The sequence below is a fragment of the Burkholderia sp. AU45251 genome (genome assembly GCF_030482905.1).
Taxonomy (GTDB): domain Bacteria; phylum Pseudomonadota; class Gammaproteobacteria; order Burkholderiales; family Burkholderiaceae; genus Burkholderia; species Burkholderia aenigmatica.
The window spans coordinates 147,039-166,465 of the sequence record NZ_JAUJQH010000016.1; the positions used below are offsets into that span (position 1 = coordinate 147,039).

15 protein-coding genes and 1 pseudogene are annotated in these 19,427 nt (G+C 64.6%); 9 read left to right on the plus strand and 7 right to left on the minus strand.

Annotation, left to right across the window (positions count from 1 at the left end):
• Nucleotides 1–159 precede the first annotated feature (159 nt).
• Nucleotides 160–2,451 carry an FUSC family membrane protein gene (locus QZM67_RS26835; RefSeq protein ID WP_175024388.1) on the plus strand — a complete coding sequence of 764 codons (2,292 nt, stop codon included), beginning with the start codon at nt 160–162 and terminating at the stop codon, nt 2,449–2,451.
• Nucleotides 2,452–2,742: 291 nt separating this feature from the next.
• Complete coding sequence (locus QZM67_RS26840; RefSeq protein WP_175024389.1) at nt 2,743–4,110, plus strand: amino acid permease; 1,368 nt, start codon at nt 2,743–2,745, stop codon at nt 4,108–4,110.
• Between the two features lie 33 nt (nt 4,111–4,143).
• Here the strand turns inward: QZM67_RS26840 and QZM67_RS26845 are convergent, their stop codons facing one another.
• Entirely contained in the window at nt 4,144–4,419 is a 276-nt protein-coding gene (locus QZM67_RS26845) for a hypothetical protein (protein WP_301808063.1), read from the minus strand.
• Nucleotides 4,420–4,661: 242 nt separating this feature from the next.
• Between QZM67_RS26845 and QZM67_RS26850 the strand changes: the two genes are divergently transcribed.
• The 3 genes from QZM67_RS26850 to QZM67_RS26860 are packed head-to-tail and all read left to right on the plus strand — an operon-like array spanning nt 4,662 to nt 8,161.
• Nucleotides 4,662–5,705 carry a Fe(3+) ABC transporter substrate-binding protein gene (locus QZM67_RS26850; protein ID WP_301808018.1) on the plus strand — a complete coding sequence of 348 codons (1,044 nt, stop codon included), beginning with the start codon at nt 4,662–4,664 and terminating at the stop codon, nt 5,703–5,705.
• Nucleotides 5,706–5,748: 43 nt separating this feature from the next.
• On the plus strand, nt 5,749–7,383 hold the full coding sequence (locus tag QZM67_RS26855; RefSeq protein WP_301808060.1) for an iron ABC transporter permease: 1,635 nt from the start codon (nt 5,749–5,751) through the stop codon (nt 7,381–7,383).
• A 4-nt stretch (nt 7,384–7,387) separates the two neighbouring features.
• Nucleotides 7,388–8,161, plus strand: a complete 774-nt coding sequence (locus tag QZM67_RS26860) for an ABC transporter ATP-binding protein (protein ID WP_301808020.1) — start codon at nt 7,388–7,390, stop codon at nt 8,159–8,161.
• 55 nt (nt 8,162–8,216) lie between these two features.
• Here QZM67_RS26860 and QZM67_RS26865 read toward each other — a convergent pair whose 3' ends face one another.
• From QZM67_RS26865 to QZM67_RS26880, 4 genes are all read right to left on the minus strand, one after another.
• Complete coding sequence (locus tag QZM67_RS26865; protein ID WP_011351482.1) at nt 8,217–8,687, minus strand: Lrp/AsnC family transcriptional regulator; 471 nt, start codon at nt 8,685–8,687, stop codon at nt 8,217–8,219.
• A 247-nt stretch (nt 8,688–8,934) separates the two neighbouring features.
• Nucleotides 8,935–9,576: an NAD(P)-dependent oxidoreductase gene (locus QZM67_RS26870; RefSeq protein ID WP_301808024.1), complete on the minus strand. Its 642-nt coding sequence runs from the start codon at nt 9,574–9,576 to the stop codon at nt 8,935–8,937.
• Nucleotides 9,577–9,705: 129 nt separating this feature from the next.
• The gene (locus tag QZM67_RS26875; RefSeq protein ID WP_043182110.1) at nt 9,706–10,161 is read right to left on the minus strand and encodes an Rrf2 family transcriptional regulator; all 456 of its coding nucleotides are present in this window, start codon (nt 10,159–10,161) and stop codon (nt 9,706–9,708) included.
• 90 nt (nt 10,162–10,251) lie between these two features.
• Nucleotides 10,252–10,680 (minus strand): hypothetical protein, encoded by a 429-nt coding sequence (locus QZM67_RS26880; RefSeq protein WP_301808027.1) that lies wholly within the window; start codon nt 10,678–10,680, stop codon nt 10,252–10,254.
• Nucleotides 10,681–10,871: 191 nt separating this feature from the next.
• Here QZM67_RS26880 and QZM67_RS26885 point away from each other — a divergent pair, with 191 nt between their 5' ends.
• From QZM67_RS26885 to QZM67_RS26900, 4 genes and pseudogenes are all read left to right on the plus strand, one after another.
• Nucleotides 10,872–11,207 (plus strand): hypothetical protein, encoded by a 336-nt coding sequence (locus QZM67_RS26885; protein WP_301808029.1) that lies wholly within the window; start codon nt 10,872–10,874, stop codon nt 11,205–11,207.
• Nucleotides 11,208–11,471: 264 nt separating this feature from the next.
• Entirely contained in the window at nt 11,472–12,665 is a 1,194-nt protein-coding gene (locus QZM67_RS26890; protein ID WP_301808032.1) for an ammonium transporter, read from the plus strand.
• Nucleotides 12,666–12,824: 159 nt separating this feature from the next.
• On the plus strand, nt 12,825–14,789 hold the full coding sequence (locus QZM67_RS26895; RefSeq protein ID WP_301808034.1) for a PhoX family phosphatase: 1,965 nt from the start codon (nt 12,825–12,827) through the stop codon (nt 14,787–14,789).
• Between the two features lie 798 nt (nt 14,790–15,587).
• Nucleotides 15,588–15,777: pseudogene (locus QZM67_RS26900) on the plus strand (AbiEi antitoxin N-terminal domain-containing protein); the annotation flags it as partial.
• A gap of 85 nt (nt 15,778–15,862) precedes the next feature.
• Here QZM67_RS26900 and QZM67_RS26905 read toward each other — a convergent pair.
• A complete protein-coding gene (locus QZM67_RS26905; protein WP_301808037.1) occupies nt 15,863–17,665 on the minus strand; it encodes a TniQ family protein in 1,803 nt (600 codons plus the stop codon).
• A 66-nt stretch (nt 17,666–17,731) separates the two neighbouring features.
• Nucleotides 17,732–19,426 carry a TnsD family Tn7-like transposition protein gene (locus QZM67_RS39955; RefSeq protein WP_021158883.1) on the minus strand — a complete coding sequence of 565 codons (1,695 nt, stop codon included), beginning with the start codon at nt 19,424–19,426 and terminating at the stop codon, nt 17,732–17,734.
• Nucleotide 19,427: the final 1 nt, after the last annotated feature.

The window sequence follows — 19,427 nt, forward strand, 5'->3', positions numbered from 1 at the left end:
CCGGGCCAGCCGGGCGAACAGGATCACCAAGGATAGCAAATGGACCGTCGCAGCGGACCTCGTCCGGAAAGCCAGGTTTTGCGGACCGCGAAATACGATAGACTCGTCGCCAGTCAAGATGCCGCCCCCGGGCGTCTTCGTCTGCCATTCAGCCCATCGATGCGCTATTCGGTCGAAATCAGAAAGTTTTTCTACAGTCAGTACTTTTTCGGCGGCCTGCGGATCGCGGTCGGCGTCTCGCTGCCGGCCGTGCTGTGCCTGATCGTGTTTCACAACCGGGAGCTCGGCTTCACGATCTCGACGGGCGCGCTCGGCGCCTGCGTCGTCGACATGCCGGGCCCGCTCAAGTACAAGCACAACGAAATGCTCGCTTGCAGCGTGATCGGTTTTCTGGCCGCGCTCGCGACCGGCCTCGCGACACCGAACATCTTCGTGCTGTGGCTCACCATCGTGCCGCTCACCTTCGTGCTGTCGCTGATCGTCGTGTACGGCAACCGCTGGCCGCAGATCAGCTTCGCGACGCTGTTCATGATGGTGATGACGCTCGAGGAGAAGTTCACGCCGCTGCAGGCGTTCATCAACGCCGGCTGGATTCTCGCCGGCGGCCTCTGGTACACGTACTGGGCCACGCTCGTGTCGCAATGGCAGGCGCGCCGGATCGAGCAGCAGGCACTCGCCGAGAGCCTGTTCGCCTGCGCGGACTACCTGCTCGCGCGCGCGCAGTTCTACGATCTCGATGCCGATCTCGACGAGTGCTACCGCAATCTCGTCGCCCGGCAGATCACCGCGGTCGAAACGCAGGAAACCGCGCGCGACATCGTGCTGCGCAACCTGCCGAAACTGCGGCGCGGCAAGCTCGACCCCGGCCGCACGACGATGTACAACCTGTTCATCAACAGCGTCGACCTGCACGAGCTGTTCGTCGGTGCGCACACCGACTACCCGCTGGTGCGCAATACGTTCGGCGGGTCCGACCTGATCATTTTCTACCGCGACCTGATCTGCAAGGCAGCCGCCGATCTCGAGGAGATCGGCCTCGCGGTGCTCGAGAACCGCGCGCCGCATTCGCGGATCAGCGTGAAGGCCGAACTGCGCGCGATCGAGTACGAGATCGAGCTGATGCGCAAGAAGAACTTCGCGGCCACCAACGCGGAGGCGTATGCGGCCGTGCTCGCCACGTTTCGGCGCATCTGGAGCGCGACGCGCCTGATCGACCGGATGCGCCGCAACCTGTCGGGCCACGCCGATCCGCAGCAAACCGAACTGAAGATCGACAAGGCGCTCACGCGCTTCCTGCAACGCCGCCGGATGTCGCCGCTGCTGATCTTCTCGAACCTGAACATGCGCTCGCCGAGCTTTCGCCACGCACTGCGCGTGACGATCGCGGTGGCGGTCGGGTTCTGGCTCGGCCGCCTGCTGCCGCTCACGAACGCGTACTGGATCGTGATGACGACCATCATCATCCTGAAGCCCGGCTACTCGCTCACCAAGCAGCGCAACGCGCAGCGGATCATCGGCACGCTGATCGGCTGCGCGGCGAGCATCGCGCTGATCTACACGGTGAAGGAGCCGCACCTGCTGATCGCGATCATGTTCGGGTCGATGGTGATGAGCTACAGCCTGCTGCTGTTCAACTACGCGGCGAGCGTCGTGTTCACGTCGTCGTACGTGCTGTTGATGTTCCACCTGCTCGCGCCGGGCAGCATGCGGATCATCGGCGAGCGCGCGATCGACACCGTGGTCGGCTGCATGATCGCGATCGCCGCGAGCCGGCTGTTCCCGTACTGGGAATACCGGCTGATGGGCAAGCAGGTCGCCGACATGCTCACCGCCACCCGCAAGTATTTCGAAGCCGTGTGGCGCGCCGGGCGCGGCATGTCGCCGCCGCCGGTGCCGGCCGCCGACGGCGCGGCCGTGGTGCCGGTCGTCGCCGCGGCCATCGAGACACCCGCCACGACGCTCGACGACGACTACCGCTACCGCCTCGCGCGCAAGGATGTGCACATCGCGTTCGCGAATCTCGGGCAGGCATTCCAGCGGATGATGATCGAGCCGAAGGCGCACCAGCGCTTCGTGCCCGAACTGAACGACCTGCTCGTGCAGACCCACGTGCTCGGCGCGCAGATCACGGCCGCCGCGCCGCTGATCCGCACGGCCTGCGCAGCCGACGGCAGCATCCTCCACGACGATGCGCTGCATCGCGGCCTCGCCGCGGTGCTCGACAATCTCGAGAAGGCCGAGGCCGGCGAGCCGCCGCCCGCCGATCAGCTCGACGCGTCGAAGCAGATCACGCGCGACCTCGATGCGATGGTCGTGTCCGCGGAGAAATCCGATGCGGTGGGTGCCGAGCTCACGCACGACCTGAAGGTGCTCGCGCACCAATGCAAGCAGATGCTTGCATCTTCGCTGCTGATCCGCAAGGATGCGAGCGTGATCCGCCTGCCCGCCTGACCGCGGCGTTACCCCGCCGGTGGCCGACCCGCGCACGCCGCGGATCGGCCCCGGCGCTCCCCGATTCAGCGATCCCCGAAAGCATGACCCGCCCGCTCCACGCGGCCTGCGCCCTCGCTGCGCGACCGCCCAGCCCCCTATTGCGCCCGTCGCGCCAGTCAGGGAATACCCGATTCCGGTCACCCGGCCCGGCTTGTTATCATTCGTTCACATTCAAGTTGTATAGACAACTTGAGCCAATCGGATCGGCCCCGCTTGCCCGGTCCGTCGCATAACGATATCGGAGACTCGATGAAAAACTTGCAGCGCCACCTGAGCGCGCGGCATATCCGCTTTCTCGCGCTGGGTTCGGCGATCGGCACGGGCCTGTTCTACGGTTCGGCGTCCGCGATCCAGCTCGCGGGCCCGGCCGTGATCCTGGCGTACATCCTGGGCGGCGCGGCCGTCTACATGGTGATGCGCGCGCTCGGCGAGATGGCCGTGCGCGAACCCGTCGCCGGCTCGTTCGGCCACTACGCGACCGAGAACCTCGGCCCGTTCGCCGGATTCGTCACCGGCTGGACCTACACGCTCGAAATGGTGATCGTCGCGATCGCCGACATCACCGCGTTCGGCATCTACATGGGCTTCTGGTTTCCCGGTGTCCCGCAATGGATCTGGGTGCTCGGCGTCGTCACGATCATCTGCGGGCTGAACCTGTGCCACGTGAAGGTGTTCGGCGAACTCGAGTTCTGGCTGTCGATCATCAAGGTCGGTGCGATCGTCGCGATGATCGGCGGCGGCGTCGCGATCCTGCTGACCGGCATGCACTTCGGCCACTCGGCCGACGTGCCGACGTTCGCGAACCTGTGGAACCACGGCGGCTTCCTGCCGAACGGCGTCGGCGGGCTGATCGCGTCGCTGTCGGTCGTGATCTTCGCGTACGGCGGGATCGAGGTGATCGGGATGAGCGCCGGCGAGGCGAAGGATCCGGAACGCGTGATTCCGCGCGCGATCAACGCGGTGCCCGCGCGCATCCTGCTGTTCTACGTGCTGACGATGGTCGTGCTGATGTCGATCAGCCCGTGGACGGGTGTCGGCGGCGACGGCAGCCCGTTCGTGCAGATCTTCTCGGCGCTCGGCGTGAAGTCGGCTGCAACGATCCTCAACCTCGTCGTGATCAGCGCGGCGATCTCCGCGATCAACAGCGACATCTTCGGCGCGGGCCGGATGATGTTCGGGATGGCGCGCCAGGGCCAGGCGCCGCGCGTGCTGATGACGACGTCGCGGCAAGGCGTGCCCTGGGTCACGGTGGTCGTGATGGCAGCCGCGCTGCTCGTCGGCGTGCTGCTCAACTACCTGATGCCGAAGGACGTGTTCCTGATGGTCGCGGCGATCGCGACGTTCGCCACCGTGTGGGTGTGGCTGATGATCCTGCTGTCGCAGGTCGCGATGCGCCGCCGGCTGTCGAACGCCGAAGTCGCGGCGCTGAAGTTCAAGGTGCCCTTGTGGCCGGTCGCGCCGGCCCTGACGATCGCGTTCATGGGCTTCGTGATCGTGATGCTCGGCTGGTTCGAAGACACGCGCGTCGCGCTGTATGTCGGCGCGGCCTGGCTCGTGCTGCTCGCGGTCGTGTTCTACGCACGGATCCGCCCGAAATTCGCACCTGCGTCACGCTGACGCACGACTGACCTGCATACGCGGTGCGCCCATTCAGGCGCCCGCTTCTTCCCCGGCTCCGCGCGGCATCCGCCGCCGCAACAGCCGGGGATTCATCCCCTTCACATCCCCACACGTGCGCGGCCCGCGGGCCGCACATCGGCACGTCAGTGCGACGCCGCGCTCGCCGGCCTCGGCCGGATGGGCCTCGTCGTACGCGTGCTTCTGCGAAATCGCGTTGTACAGGATCGTCCCGATCACGAGCAGCACGGCCACGACGATCAGGATGCTCACGTTGCGGACAGGGTTCTTCTTGCGCTGATCGTTCATGGTCGGGGCGACTCCGTCAAATTCATCGAAGCGGGCATTCTACGCGCTTGCGCGCCCGCTGCGACGCGCCGTTGCCTATCCCCATCCCCCGCCTCTCCCCGCCTGCCGCAAGCTTTCATTTGATAATCGTTCCCATTTCGATCTAGAATTCCGAGTCTTTCACTTTGTAATGTTTCGGGTCGCTCGGGCGGCAGGCGCGCCCCGGAACGCTCCCTTCGTCCACCTGCCCCTCCGGAGTCTCCATGTCGAATCCGCGCACCCGCCTGCTGCCGCTTGCCGGCGCCCTCGCCCTTGCCGCCGCCGCTTTCGCGCCGCTGGCCCAGGCCGCCGAGGAAGTGAGCCTGTACACCACCCGCGAACCGAAGCTGATCCAGCCGCTCATCGACGCGTTCACGAAGCAGAGCGGCGTCAAGGTCAACACGGTGTTCGTGAAGGACGGCCTGCTCGAGCGCGTGAAGGCGGAAGGCGTGCAGTCGCCGGCCGACGTGCTGATGACGGTCGACGTCGGCAACCTGCTCGATCTCGTCGACGGCGGGCTCACGCAGCCGGTGCGCTCGAAGGCGCTCGACGACGCGATTCCCGCGAACCTGCGCGGCGCGAACGGCGACTGGTACGCGCTGTCGCTGCGCGACCGCGTGCTGTACGTCGAGAAGGACCTGAAGGTCGATACGTTCCGCTACGAGGATCTCGCCGATCCGAAATGGAAGGGCAAGGTCTGCATCCGTTCGGGCCAGCATCCGTACAACACGGCGCTCGTCGCGGCGATGATCGCGCACGACGGCGAAGCGGCGACCGAGAAGTGGCTGCGCGGCGTGAAGGCGAACCTCGCGCGCAAGGCGACGGGCGGCGACCGCGACGTCGCACGCGACATCCTCGGCGGCATCTGCGACGTCGGCCTCGCGAACGCGTACTACGTCGGTCACATGAAGAACGCGGAGCCCGGCAGCGACGCGCGCAAGTGGGGCGACGCGATCAAGGTCGTGCGGCCGACGTTCGCGAACGCGAAGAGCGGCGGCACGCACGTCAACATCAGCGGCGCGACGGTCGCGAAGCACGCGCCGCACAAGGCCAACGCGGTGAAGCTGCTCGAATACCTCGTGTCGCCGGAAGCGCAGGCGCTGTATGCTCAGGCGAACTACGAATACCCGGTGCGCGCGAACGTGAAGCTGGACCCGGTGATCGCCAGCTTCGGCACGCTGAAAATCGACCCGCTGCCGCTGGCGGACATCGCGAAGCATCGCAAGCAGGCGAGCCAGCTCGTCGACAAGGTCGGTTTTGACAACTGACACCACGACCGCCGGCGCGCGCCGCGCGTCACGCCAGCCGCGCCTGCTGCCGCGCGCGGGCAGCCGGTGGCTGAGCGCGGCGCTGGCGATCGCCGCGGCGGTCGCGGCGCCGCTTGCGGTGCTCGTGGCGGCTGCGTTCGACGCCGATCTCGCACACTGGCGGCATCTCGCCGAATTCGTGCTGCCGCAGGCGCTCGTCAATACGCTGCTGCTGCTCGCCGGGGTCGGCGCGATCGTGTCGATCATCGGCACCGGCTGCGCGTGGCTCGTCACCGCGTACGACTTTCCCGGCCGCCGGATGCTGACGTGGGCACTGCTGCTGCCGCTCGCGGTGCCCACCTATATCGTCGCGTTCGCGTATCTCGACCTGCTGCACCCGATCGGCCCGGTACAAGGCGCGATCCGCTGGCTGCTCGGCTTCGACAGCCCGCGCCAGTTCCGCCTGCCCGACCTGCGCTCGCTGCCCGGCGCGATCTTCGTGCTCGGCTTCGTGCTGTATCCCTATGTTTACTTGAGTACGCGCGCGATGTTCGTCACGCAGTCCGCGAGCCTGCTCGAAGCCGCGCGCACGCTCGGCGCGGGACGGATCGCCACGTTCTGGCGCGTCGTCGTGCCGCTCGCGCGGCCCGCGATCGCGGTCGGCGTGAGCCTCGCGCTGCTCGAAACGCTGAACGATATCGGCGCATCGGAATTCCTCGGCGTGCAAACGCTGACCGTGTCCGTCTATACGACCTGGATCACGCGCTCCGATCTTGCCGGCGCCGCCCAGATCGCGCTCGCGATGCTCGCGATCGTCGTCGGCATGATCGTGCTCGAACGCTACGGGCGGCGCCGCCAGCGCTACGCGCATGGCCGGCGCATGCGGCCGATCGCGCCGCGCCGCCTGACGGGCGCGGCTGCATTCGGCGCCGCCGTGCTGGGCTGGCTGCCCGTGCTGCTCGGCTTCGGCGCGCCGGCCGCGTATCTCGCGGTCGAGACGGCCAAGCGGCTGCACCTCGTCGGCGGCGTGTCCGCGCAACTGATGACGGGGCTCGCGAACACGCTGGCGATCGCCACCGCCGCCACCGTCGCGACTGTCGCGTGCGGGCTCATCGTCGCGTGGGCCGCACGCGCGCAACGCGACAGCGCCCGCGCCGGCCCGGCCCGCGTGTGCGCAAGCATCGCGAGCCTCGGCTATGCGGTGCCGGGCACTGTGCTCGCGATCGGCCTGCTGATCCCGTTCGCGGCGGCCGACCGGCTGTTCGGCGCGGCGCTCGGCCGTGACGGGCTGTTGCTGATGGGCTCGGCGGCCGCGCTCGTGATCGCCTATACCGTGCGCTTTCTCGCGATCCCGGCGGGCAGCATCGAGGCCGGCCTCGCGCGGATCCCGCCGTCGCTCGAACAGGCGGCGCGCTCGCTCGGCGAGACGGCCGGCGGCACGCTGCGCCGCGTGCACCTGCCGCTGCTGCGGCCCGCGCTCACGACGAGCGCGCTGCTGGTGTTCGTCGACGCGATGAAGGAATTGCCGGCGACGCTGCTGCTGCGTCCGCTGAACTTCGACACGCTCGCGACCTGGCTGTATGCGGAAGCCGCGCGCGGCACCTATGAGGAAGGCGCGGTCGCCGCGCTCGCGATCGTACTGGCCGGGCTCGTGCCCGTGATCCTGCTCGCCCGCACCCGCCACAAGATCGGAGCCTGACACCGTGAACCTGCTCGAACTCGATGACCTCTGCCTCGCCTACGACACGCCGCACGGTCGCCGCACCGTGGTCGACGGGCTGAGCCTCGCGCTGCCGCGCGGCGACATCGGCTGCCTGCTCGGCGCGTCGGGCTGCGGCAAGACCACCGTGCTGCGCGCGATCGCCGGCTTCGAACCGGTGCGCATGGGACGCATCGTGCTGGACGGCACGCCCGTCGCGGCGCCGTCGCTCGACGTGCCGCCCGAGCGGCGCCGCATCGGCATGATGTTCCAGGACTACGCGCTGTTCCCGCACCTGAGCGCGGCGGACAACGTCGCGTTCGGCCTGCGGCGCATGCCGAAGGCCGAACGTCGCATGCGCGTCGCGGAAATGCTCGAACTCGTCGGCCTCGCCGATTCCGGCGGCGCGTATCCGCACGAACTGTCGGGCGGCCAGCAACAGCGCGTCGCACTCGCGCGAGCGCTCGCGCCGTCGCCGGAACTGCTGCTGCTCGACGAGCCGTTCTCGAATCTCGATGTCGATACGCGCGAGCGGCTTGCGTTCGAGCTGCGCGACATCCTGAAACGCACGGGCCACACCGCGATCCTCGTCACGCACAACCAGGCCGAAGCGTTTGCGATCGCCGACCGGATCGGCGTGATGAAGGACGGCCAGCTCGCGCAATGGGATACGCCGTACGCACTGCATCACCATCCGGCCAGCCCGTTCGTCGCGGATTTCGTGCGCCGCGACGCACTGGCCGACGAACGCGCGCGCGCACTGGCGCGCGGCCGCTGAACCCGCGGGTGCGATGTGCGCCCGCGTCGCTTCATTGCCGCGTTTCCTTGCCGCGTTATGCCGGCTCGGCAAGATCACGCACGGGCAGCGCGGTCGAATACTTGATCTGCTCCATCGCGAACGACGAGCTGACGTCGAACAGCGGCACAGCGCGAATCAGCTGCTTGTAGACGCGGTCGTAATCGTCGATGCCGGCCACCACGACGCGCAGCAGATAGTCGGTCTCGCCGCTCATCCGGTACACCTCGACCACTTCCGGCATGTCGCGCACGGCCTGCGTGAAACGCTGCGCCCATTCCTCGGTGTGCTGGTTCGTGCGGATCGCGACGAACACGGTCGTGCCGACCCCGAGCTTGCGCGGATCGCATAGCGCAACCTGCGCGCGAATCGCGCCGGTTTCCTTGAGCCGCTGCACGCGCTTCCAGCACGGCGTCTGCGACAAGTTCACGCGCTGCGCCAGTTCCGCGATCGGTAGCGTGGCATCCGCCTGCAAGAGCTCCAGCAGCTTGCGATCGATGGCGTCCATTTCTCCAGTCCCTCGTAGATAGAAATTTATTCTATGCATCCTGCCCAACGGGGAACAATATGAAAACCGCTGCGCCGCGTCGACCGGTATAAATACCGATCCGGTACGCGCATCGCATGAACGGATCCGCCGGCACGCGGCACGCGCCAAATGAAACAGGCGATCCCGCCCATCAGGGTGGAATCGCCTGGCGTTCCTGCCTGTCACGGCCGGCCCGGCGCGCACGCGCCGCCGGCCGGCACGCCGCTCAATACGCGACCGTCGCGATCTCGCGCACGAAGCTGCCTTGCTCGAGCGCGTCGACGAACGCGACCGCATAGTCTTCCGCCGAGATCTTGCTGTTGCCTTGCGCGTCCGCGATCAGCTTGCCGGCACCCGTGCGGAACGTACCCGTCCGCTCACCCGGGGCGATCAGCGCAGCGGGCGCGAAGAACGTCCAGTCGAGATCGCCGACCGTCTGCAGGTAGTCGAATGCATCGCGGTGCGCGAGCGCGACCGCCTTGTACGCTTCCGGGAAACCTTCGCTGTCGACGAGCTGCTTGCCGGGCGCGACTTCGAGCGAACCGGCGCCGCCCACCACCACGAGCCGCTTCAGCCCCGCCTGCCGCGTGCCGGCGACCAGCGCCTTCGCGGCCGCGACGACCTTCGCCGCATCGTCCTGCTTCGGACCGTACGCGCTCGCGACGACGTCATGGCCCGGCAGCGCGGCCGCGATGCTGGCGGCGTCGAACAGGTCGGCCGCCTTCGCGGTGATGCCGTCGCCGGCCGCACCGGGATGGCGCGACAGCGCGGTCACGCGATGGCCGCGTCGTGCGGCTTCTGCAGCGATGCGCGAGCCGATCGTGCCAGTGGCGCCAAACAGCGCGATATTCAAAGTACGTTGCGTCATATCGATTCTCCAGTCAGAAAAATATGTAACACAGTTAATTACAGATAAGACCGAAAAAAACGGGGCATAGCCCCCGTTGCACCGGCCGCCGCGCCTGTCGCGCCGCCCGGCTTCCTGCCCTGCCGCCGGTCACCCGCCGGCACGCGCCGCCTGTTGCGTGCGCTGCTCCAGATCCAGCACGTCGGCCGTGACGTCGGCCAGCGTGCGCGTGCCAAGCGATGCTTCCATCGCCCGCTGCGCGTCGCCGATGTAGTCGATCAGCGCGCCCTGGATGTGCCGCCCGACGAGACACGCGGGATTCGGCGCCTCGCGGTGCAGCGCGAACAGTTGCGCATCGTCGACCGCCCGATACACGTCGAGCAGCGTGATCGCGCCGGGCTCGCGCGCCAGCAGCGCACCGCCGCCCGCGCCCAGTTGCGACGTGGTCAGCCCGGCGGCCGCCAGCATCGACAGCAACCGGCGAATCAACGCCGGATTCGTGTTCACGCTGCCCGCGATGATGTCGGACGACAGCGGCGCGCCTTCCTGCATCGACAGCAAGGCAAGCACGTGGACGGCAAACGCGAACCGGCTGCTGGTATTCATTCCTCACTCACTTGACGACGCCGGCCCATCCCGCAGCCGGCGACATGTGTAACCATCATAATTACATTTTGCGGATCATGCAAGCCCGCGTCACTCTCCGCTCGCAGGCTTGGCGCCCGACGCGTTCTGCTGGCTCCACTGCTGGAGCTTCTTGCCGGCTTGCGCGATCTGCGCGCCGGCTTCGGAAGCCGCATGCGCGACGACCGCGGAAGCGGCCGCATCGATCTGCGCCTGCGCAGCGGAAGCGAGACCGCTCGCGGACAGCGGCGGCACGGCCGACGCCGCGGACGCGATGCCGGCCTTCGCGGCATTGATCTGCTGGTTGACCGTGCTCGCCACCTGGTCGAGCGCCTTGGCCGCATTGTTCGCGGCATCGGCGGCCGCGCTCGCGGCTGTATCGGGTTGCGTGACCGGCGCACCGGACTTCTCGCAGCCCGCGAGCAACAACAGCGCACCGGCGGCCACGGCCGCCAGGACGGACCCGGGCACGCCACGCGCCCGCGATGTCTTCATGTTCATCTGCAATCTCCGGCCGCGCGTCGCGCGGCCTCATGGTTGGACCGACGTCGATGATACCGCCTGTGGAACACGGCCAATCACGCCCCGCCATTAAAAATAGCTTTCAATTTAGGACTCGTCTGATTCAATCGCACACGCGAGAACACTAAAGTGGGCAGGCCTCAACCTGCTACGGAAGTGCCCCCTTTTTCATGGATTTTCTCGTCGACTGGCTCATCGCCCTGGCCGTACTGCTCGCCGCCACCCTGTTCCTGTGCTTGCGCCCGTGGTCGGCGCGCCGTCTTGCCGATTCCGGGCGCCCGCGCCGCGTCGCGTCCGCGCGCCTGCTCACGCAGGCCGTGATCGGCTTCTGGACGGCCGCGCTGATCGTCGTGCGAGGCATCCTCGGCCCCGACGGCGACGGCCAGTCGCTTGCGGGCTTCGCGGCGCTCGCGTTTGCCGCGCTCGGACTCACAACCGTCGCCGCCTACTGGTCGGTGTGCGCGCTGCGGCTGCGCCGGCCGCCCACGCTGTTCACGCGCCGCTGACGCGCCGGAACGGTGCGCAGCGACGCACCATCGCGCACCACGCCGCACCAATCGGCACGTCACACGCACCAGTTCCGCACCCGCCGCACCACACGCGTGCACCCGGCATCACACCGGTCCCGTGCCGGCCGCGCCCCCTTCCCGTGCATGATTCACCGGAATGCCGCACCACACGGTGTTCGAGCACCAACTCCACGCAGCCGTTCACCAAGTTGGCTCGATACTTGCGTTCCTTGCCCGTTTTTTGCGCAAGGAAGCCACGGCATGGATGGTCTGAAATCCGGCGTCGACACACTGTTCCTGTTGATCGGCGCCGTCATGGTGCTCGCGATGCACGCGGGCTTTGCATTTCTCGAACTCGGCACGGTCCGCAAGAAAAACCAGGTCAACGCGCTCGTAAAGATCCTGGTCGATTTCTCGGTGTCGACGCTCGCGTATTTCTTCATCGGCTACACGATCGCGTACGGCGTCGAGTTCTTCGACGACATTGGCACGCTGTCGCAGCACAGCGGCTACGCGCTCGTGCGCTTCTTCTTCCTGCTGACCTTCGCGGCGGCGATCCCCGCGATCGTGTCCGGCGGCATCGCCGAGCGCGCGAAGTTCAATCCGCAGCTCGTCGCGACACTGATCATCGTCGGCTTCATCTATCCGTTCTTCGAAGGGATCGCATGGAACGAACGTTTCGGCGTGCAGGCCTGGCTCACGCACGCGTTCGGTGCGCCGTTCCACGATTTCGCGGGCTCCGTCGTCGTGCACGCATTCGGCGGCTGGGTCGCGCTGCCGGCCGTGCTGCTGCTCGGCGCGCGCCACGGCCGCTACGCGAAGGACGGCCGGATCGCCGCGCACCCGCCGTCGAACATCCCGTTCCTCGCGCTCGGCGCGTGGGTGCTCGCGGTCGGCTGGTTCGGCTTCAACGTGATGAGCGCGCAGACGCTCGACAAGATCAGCGGCCTCGTCGCCGTGAACTCGCTGATGGCGATGGTCGGCGGCACGCTCGCCGCGTGGATGGCCGGCCGCAACGACCCGGGCTTCACCTACAACGGGCCGCTCGCCGGCCTCGTCGCGGTGTGCGCGGGCTCCGACGTGATGCATCCGATCGGCGCGCTCGTCACCGGCGCCGTCGCAGGCGCGCTGTTCGTCGCGATGTTCACCTGCGTACAGAACAAGTGGCGCATCGACGACGTGCTCGGCGTGTGGCCGCTGCACGGCATGTGCGGCGCGCTCGGCGGCCTCGCGGCCGGCGTGTTCGGCCTGCCCGCGCTCGGCGGGCTCGGCGGCGTGTCGTTCATGTCGCAGCTGATCGGCACGTTCGGTGGCATCGCGATCGCGACCGCGGGCGGCACACTCGTCTACGGCGCACTGAAAGCGACCGTCGGGCTGCGCCTCGACCGCGAAGCCGAGTTCGACGGCGCGGACCTGTCGATCCACCGCATCTCGGCGACGCCCGAACGCGATTGAGCGCCTGACGAACGCCCGACACATCATTACGTTTTCAATTCAAAAAACTTTCATCGAGCATCCTTACACTTCCGTCCAGTTTTCAATTTGCCTTCGCCAAGCTTGCCGACCGCCTGCTTCGCGAAGGCCATTCTTCCAACAACTGAAACTGGACTCCACATGCCCGCGTTGCCCAATACTTCCCGTCGTCAGGCCCTGAAGATCCTCGCCGGCGCGCCGATGCTGCCCCTTTCCGGCCTCGCGCTGCCGGCCCTGCTGACGGGTTGCGGCGGCGACGACAATCCGGCATCGACGCCGGCCCCAGTCGCTGCCGCGTACACGTCGGCCACGTTCTCGGCAATGGCCGCGCCCTCGCTCGACAACGCGGCCGCGATGTCCACGACGACGGTCGGCTCGACGCTGTCGGTGTCGTTCTCGGACGGCTCGGCGCGCAACTTCAAGCTGGCGTACCGGCCGTTCTTCGTGACGGGCGACATGGTGCCGGACGGCAAAGGCGGCACGACGCTCGCGGGCGGCTACTACGACATCAACAACCAGCCGATCATCGACCGCTCGGTGGCCGGCAAGGAGCGCCAGTTCTATTCCGACTGCCCGGACGGCAGCTCGTTGCTGACGCTGAAGAACGCGAGCGTGCCCGGCGTGAAGGGCAACACGGTGTTCGCCGTCGTGCAGTTCGAATACACGACGCGCGACCAGGCCAGCGCATCGCAGTACGGCCAGTTGCCGTCGCCGATCGCGGTGGTGACGCTCGACCAGGATCCGGCCAATGGCGCGCTGAAGGTCGTCAAGTACCACAACGTCGACACGTCGAAGGCGCACGGCCTGTGGATCACGTGCGGCGCGAGCCTGTCGCCGTGGGGCACGCACCTGTCGAGCGAAGAGTACGAGCCGGACGCGACGAAGATCGCGACCGACGCGCAGTTCAAGGCGTTCAGCAAGAACACGTTCGGCGACGAGACGAAGGCGAATCCCTACCACTACGGCCACCTTCCCGAGATCACCGTGAATCCGGACGGCACGGGCACCGTGAAGAAGCACTACTGCCTCGGCCGCATCTCGCACGAGCTGATCCAGGTGATGCCGGACCAGCGCACCGTGATGATGGGTGACGACGCCACCAACGGCGGCCTGTTCATGTTCGTCGCCGACAAGGCGGCCGACCTGTCGGCCGGCACGCTGTACGTCGCGAAGTGGACGCAGACGTCGTCCGCCGGCGCGGGCACGGCGACGCTCACGTGGATCAAGATCGGCCACGCGACCAGCAGCGAGATCGAAGCGCTCGCGAACACGCTGAAGGCGTCGGACATCATGGACCTGACGACCACCGACCCGAACGATCCGAGCTACGCGAAGATCCACTTCGGCGGCAAGTTCAACTGGATGCGCGTGAAGCCGGGGATGGAAAAGGCAGCCGCGTTCCTCGAGACGCACCGTTACGCGGCACTGCTCGGCGGCAGCATGGCCTTCACGAAACTCGAAGGCACGACCGTGAACGCGAAGGACAAGATCGTCTACACGGCGATGTCGCGGATCGAAACGTCGATGGTCAAGGGCAATGCGGTGTCGCGCGACGTCGCGGTCGACAAGAAGATCGCCGCGGGCGCCGTCTATGCGCTGAACCTGAAGGGCAGCCAGCGCGACACGACGGGCAGTGCGATCGACAGCGAATGGGTGCCGGTCGACATGGGCGCGCCGGCCGCGCTCGTCGGCGAGGATCTCGCCGCGGCCGACGGACTCGGCAACCTCGCGAACCCGGACAAGATCGCGAACCCGGACAACCTGAAGTTCTCCGAAAAGTTGCGCACGCTCTTCATCGGCGAAGATTCGGGCATGCACGTGAACAACTTCCTGTGGGCCTACAACGTCGACACGAAGTCGCTCGTGCGCGTGCTGTCGTGCCCGGCCGGCGCCGAATCGACGGGCCTGCACGCGGTCGACGAGATCAACGGCTGGACGTACATCATGAGCAACTTCCAGCACGCGGGCGACTGGGAATCGCCGCTGCACGACAAGGTCAAGCCGACGCTCGATCCGCTCGTGCGCGCGAACTTCAAGGACCGCTTCGGCGCCAGCGTCGGCTACCTGACCGCCGAGCCGACCAGCATCAAGCTCGCGAAGGCCTGACCGGACCACGCGAGGCGGGCCGGCCCGCTCGCCAGGAGCGCGCCTAACCGGGCGTCCCTGGCCGCGCGCCCCTTAGCCGGGCGCCCCTTTCTTCATCACCGATCATTCGTCGGCGCTCCACGCCGTTTGATGCGCGATACCCCATGCGGGCATCGCGCTTTTTTTTGCGCACGCGCATCGCGCGAAGCGTACGCGCAAACAGGCGCAAGCAGACGCCGCACGGGTTCGAACGGGGGTTTTCGGCGATCGGGGGATAATACGGGCCTGACGCGTCCGGGCGGACGCGCGGAAAGACGGGTATTGGCGAACATCAAAGTGTGCGGGAAATAACGGCTGCGATGTAACGTCCACCGCCACAATCAGCGCCGCGGAAAAAACAAAGTCCGCTGGAATTTCTCGCGAGCCACGCTAAGCGTCAGATTTCCCGTACACAAAGTCTGCGGCCTCCGGCGCAGGCGGGCATTCCAGCAGCACAGAATAAAAGCGTCGAATCATGAACTCGGCGCAGCGCACAATCTCGCCGTCGCGTTCTAGCATTACAACCGGCAGCACACTCATAGCGCGCTGAAGTACCGCTCGCAACGGGAGTTCAGGCGCAGGACCGATTCATCAACTCAAGTGTGAGGCGGTGTTCGGAGACGTAGGGCAAATTCGAATAGCGATACGACCCAGCGAGAAAACTGCCTCGCACAGGAAAGTCATGCCAGGCCCGATTGGGGGCGACGCGTTAATTAATTGCAGTTAATCAAACATTATCTGCATATTCTGCATCCAGACAACGCAGACATTCTTTCCCAGATGAGCAACAAGAAAGTCCAGCGGCTCCTGCGGGAAAGCCGGCGTGGCCACCCTATTGACTCCGATATGCTCGGGGACATGGGGGGTAAGCGCCGCGCTGGCGCATATGGTCAAGTCTGGCTGGCTGCAGCGGCTCTCGCAGGGGGTCTACCTTTTGACCGGCGACACGCCATCCAGAGACGGCACGATCACGGTGATCATCCGCGGCATCTGTAAGGTCCACCGCCTAGCGATCCTGGTGCCCAGTGTCTTTCGAACCGACATGCGGGCTTCCCTTATCGGGAGTCATCTGAAAGCCAGTTTGCGATGCGAGCCTTCTGTGCCGCAGTCAGTCTCTTGCGAGAAAACCCGCCCAGCTCGGAAAACTGCGCCACTGAGACAACTCGCTCTTCGGCCAATCGTTCAAGCCAGTAGTCAATCAGGCGGTCAATGAATACAATCCTCCCCTCAGCCAATGTCGACAGGTGTCGCTTTATCGCAACATCATGGCATCCTGGCAATCGACCGTTCAGTTCGGCACGCGCAACAGCAACTAGCGCTTTTCGCGTGACATGCTCTGGTGGAAGTCTGCCCGCAATAAGTTTGCGAGCGTCATCAAGTCTCGCGAAGATTTCCAAGAGGTGCCCATCGCCACGCCGCCTCGAATCCCTATGTCGAGAATTGAAAAGCAAGAACCATTGCCTGTCGTAAGTTTGCAACTTTAGCCACAGGTTGGGTTCAAGCTTGCGAGCAACGGTCAATCTGCGCTCTGTCGGCGCTGATTCGACACAAGCACGCCATTTCGCCCGAAGGGAGGCTCGGCAGGACTTGGAAAGCTGGGATGCTCCCGGTAAAACTTCCTGCTTCCAGAACCACGCAATGTCTTTCTTGATTCCGATTTCTCGTCCGGCCGCTGGCGCATTCATCCCTCCGCTAACGAGCTCTCTAAAAGCCGCTTTATACCGACGCCCATATCCAACCGTCTGCCGATCGATAACGTTCCCGTCGCCGTCAACTCTCAAGCTTACCGACACACCGCACGTGCAATCTGTAACGTATCGCCCGCTCGCCTTTACAAACCGCAACTCGCTGAATTTGTCTGCGTCACGGTGCAGCTTTCCCGAGCAAATCAGATGTTCATTCAATGTAGCCGAGTGCGCTTCGACCCGCGGACGGAAAGTTCCTTCACCAGACGCTAGATACGCCAGCATGGACTGGAAAGCTATGGATTTGAACGGGTGACGAATCGATGCGCATTGAAACGACGGAAGTAATATCCGGACCATGTCATCGTCGTCAAAACCAGTTATCCAACAAAACTGAGTGCCAAAGTAACTGGCACGTGCCTCGCTTAAAGCATTGTGCCGAACATCACCTCCTTTCGAAAGAAAACCAGCCTCTTTCAGCATCTCTCGATATGGGAATCTCCCGAGGTTTAAATCAGCCGCGACAAGCACGTGCGCACTGCGCCTAGCGACGTCGGCCATCGCTTGCAATTCAAGCGGCTTCAGTCCTTCAAGCGTTGTCCCATCATTCCGGGACGCCAATGTTGCCAGGCTACCTGAATGAGAAAAATCCATCGTTTCCGTACCGACTACCACACGCAGCAGCCGGGTATGCTTCGGGCAAACATATACACCCGGCAATTGTTGATCAACGCGATAGTACAGTTCGACTGCGGTCTCACGACACTCGGCCACACATTCATCGCAATATCGCAGCCCCTTTATTTCCTTTCTCGTCATCTCGGGCCCGCGAATCCCCGTCGGCGTGCCAACGTACCGCGACAGCATCTTTTTCATAGTCGCCTCACGCGCATCTTCGTTTGCCAACGCCATGAGATAGTTATAAGGAGTATGTTGGCGAGCAATCTTCTCCCCATCCAGACCTATGTATTCTGACGTCTCCTCTGAAAAATATTGAAGCCCTACGGGAAGAATTTTAATCGCTCTGCAAGGCGAACCGAACAGAATGGGCAAGATAGTATTTAACGCTCGCAATCCCACTTCGTCTGCGTACCGACTAATATTGCTAAAAATTGTCTCGCCCTCAAGAAAAGGCTTCAAAGCCACCGCCATGACATCCTCCTTCTCGGACACGAGCGACAATCTTCAAATTTTCAACATAGCTTGCCAGGTTTCCCTCGCCCCCGATCCGTGTAGTGTTTAGGTGCGAGTATTTGCACGATCTCCATAATGATGCCCGGTGCTCCATTGACCTAGACGACGCAAATAGTCTCCGCGACACTCCGTATGAGCCTTGAGGAAGCTGCTGCAGGTCGGCAGCTTGAAAAGCTGATTTCTCGTGCCTTGAGGAACACCGGATAGCATCAAGATACTGATTTTGCTTACCCATCTCGGAGGCTCTGTTGCTCTGAGCGTCTCCCATGCTTTCCTCATTGAAATCACATACGCAGCATCACGAGCTGACCAGTTGATACGTCTCGATCTGGTCGTGCACTGATTCAGGCAACTCTGCTGCACCCACTTTCGGTCATGTTGCAGAAGTCGTCGGTAAAGTGGTCGATGCCGCTTCCTGCACACCGCGGCAACAGAGCCTGGCGTGCCGGCGAGGGCAATCATCCATTCAGTCCGCCACGCTCGAATATCGTCATATGAAGCGCAGTCTTCCCCGGCCGGAGTGTGCGACGTCAAACGCCTTGCGGTCATGATGCTGACACCTAGTCGCTCTGCGACTGTCCGATGAGATTCGCCCAGTTCGAGTAGCGCTCTGGCTTCGCTGCGATATGACTCCCCATAGCTAGAAATGCGACGCACGGCCGCGTGCCGATCTCGTACGTCAAACGTAAATTTCGTTCCGCAGACACACACAGCCCGTCCCGTTCTGAGGTCTGCGTCGAATTGAACGCGCCCTTCGAAGCTAGAATCCGCATGCTTGCCGAACCTAGCCGGGCATCGCACGACTACACTGTTCAATGCACTGCGTTCTGTCCGCTCCGCGGACTGAAGGAATACCTCCAGGAGCACATGAGCAACTGTAGGCGGAACGGCTTGCCCCGCACACACCAGTGGAACTACCCAATCGCGCGTTTTTTGCCCCTCGCGAAACAGCCCGACCCACCCGAGGTAGCTGGCTCCATAAAACTCGACCAAATCTTGAGAGAGCCGGTTGATATGTACAGATGCACCTCTCCACGAATAGCCCAGCGCCCTGAGCCGCTCCCTGTACATATCCTGTCTTTGAAAAAAACCAGCCTCACCGACGCGTCCGCGCAATATCTCCTCCGAAAACTCGGCGACTCGAACGAGGCGCCTCATCGTCTCGACGTCAGGCACATCAATATCGATCGACCGCCCTCCCTCGAAATAGTCATTGAAATGTTTCGCTTCGTCGAAGGGCGAACTCGCCGCGACTCGAGATATCAACAGGGGGACCTGATGACGGGCGCAATATGCGACACCGGGCAGTTGTTGTGACCTTCGAAAAAATGGACGATAGCCCGCCGCCACATCATCCGATGCACACTTACGGCAGTACCGGAAAGCGTCCAGCCGGTTGAACCTCCCGAAGCCCAGACCTCTTCTGTTCCTCACCCCTGCGACCCGGCTTTTCATCGCTGAGCGCACCTCTTCCGCCACCTTCGCCGAGCAACTTGCCGTGTGATAGGGATAGTTTGTGTGGCAGCGCGTAATCTCGTCGGAGCTCAGTCGCCAATAGTCGGCGGTCTCCTCCGCAAGCCTGTCCAGTCCGCCAGCCATATCGAACAGGGAAGTGGCACAATAGCCCAGCACACGACGCAAAAAGGCGTCCCGGTGCGCAACGCGTTCGTCGCTGACATACTCCGCAAAGACACTGACGAGAAGCTCATCTTCTCGTGGCCTTCTCAATGCGATAGCCATA

Excerpts from the sequence above, each read along its gene's own strand:
- QZM67_RS26870 (WP_301808024.1), bottom strand. The coding sequence starts at position 9,576 with ATGACGCAACGTACTTTGAATATCGCGCTGTTTGGCGCCACTGGCACG.
- QZM67_RS39955 (WP_021158883.1), bottom strand. The coding sequence starts at position 19,426 with ATGGCTATCGCATTGAGAAGGCCACGAGAAGATGAGCTTCTCGTCAGT.
- QZM67_RS26880 (WP_301808027.1), bottom strand. The coding sequence starts at position 10,680 with ATGAACATGAAGACATCGCGGGCGCGTGGCGTGCCCGGGTCCGTCCTG.
- QZM67_RS26845 (WP_301808063.1), bottom strand. The coding sequence starts at position 4,419 with ATGAACGATCAGCGCAAGAAGAACCCTGTCCGCAACGTGAGCATCCTG.
- QZM67_RS26890 (WP_301808032.1), top strand. The coding sequence starts at position 11,472 with ATGGATGGTCTGAAATCCGGCGTCGACACACTGTTCCTGTTGATCGGC.
- QZM67_RS26875 (WP_043182110.1), bottom strand. The coding sequence starts at position 10,161 with ATGAATACCAGCAGCCGGTTCGCGTTTGCCGTCCACGTGCTTGCCTTG.
- QZM67_RS26850 (WP_301808018.1), top strand. The coding sequence starts at position 4,662 with ATGTCGAATCCGCGCACCCGCCTGCTGCCGCTTGCCGGCGCCCTCGCC.
- QZM67_RS26895 (WP_301808034.1), top strand. The coding sequence starts at position 12,825 with ATGCCCGCGTTGCCCAATACTTCCCGTCGTCAGGCCCTGAAGATCCTC.
- QZM67_RS26865 (WP_011351482.1), bottom strand. The coding sequence starts at position 8,687 with ATGGACGCCATCGATCGCAAGCTGCTGGAGCTCTTGCAGGCGGATGCC.
- QZM67_RS26840 (WP_175024389.1), top strand. The coding sequence starts at position 2,743 with ATGAAAAACTTGCAGCGCCACCTGAGCGCGCGGCATATCCGCTTTCTC.
- QZM67_RS26885 (WP_301808029.1), top strand. The coding sequence starts at position 10,872 with ATGGATTTTCTCGTCGACTGGCTCATCGCCCTGGCCGTACTGCTCGCC.
- QZM67_RS26835 (WP_175024388.1), top strand. The coding sequence starts at position 160 with ATGCGCTATTCGGTCGAAATCAGAAAGTTTTTCTACAGTCAGTACTTT.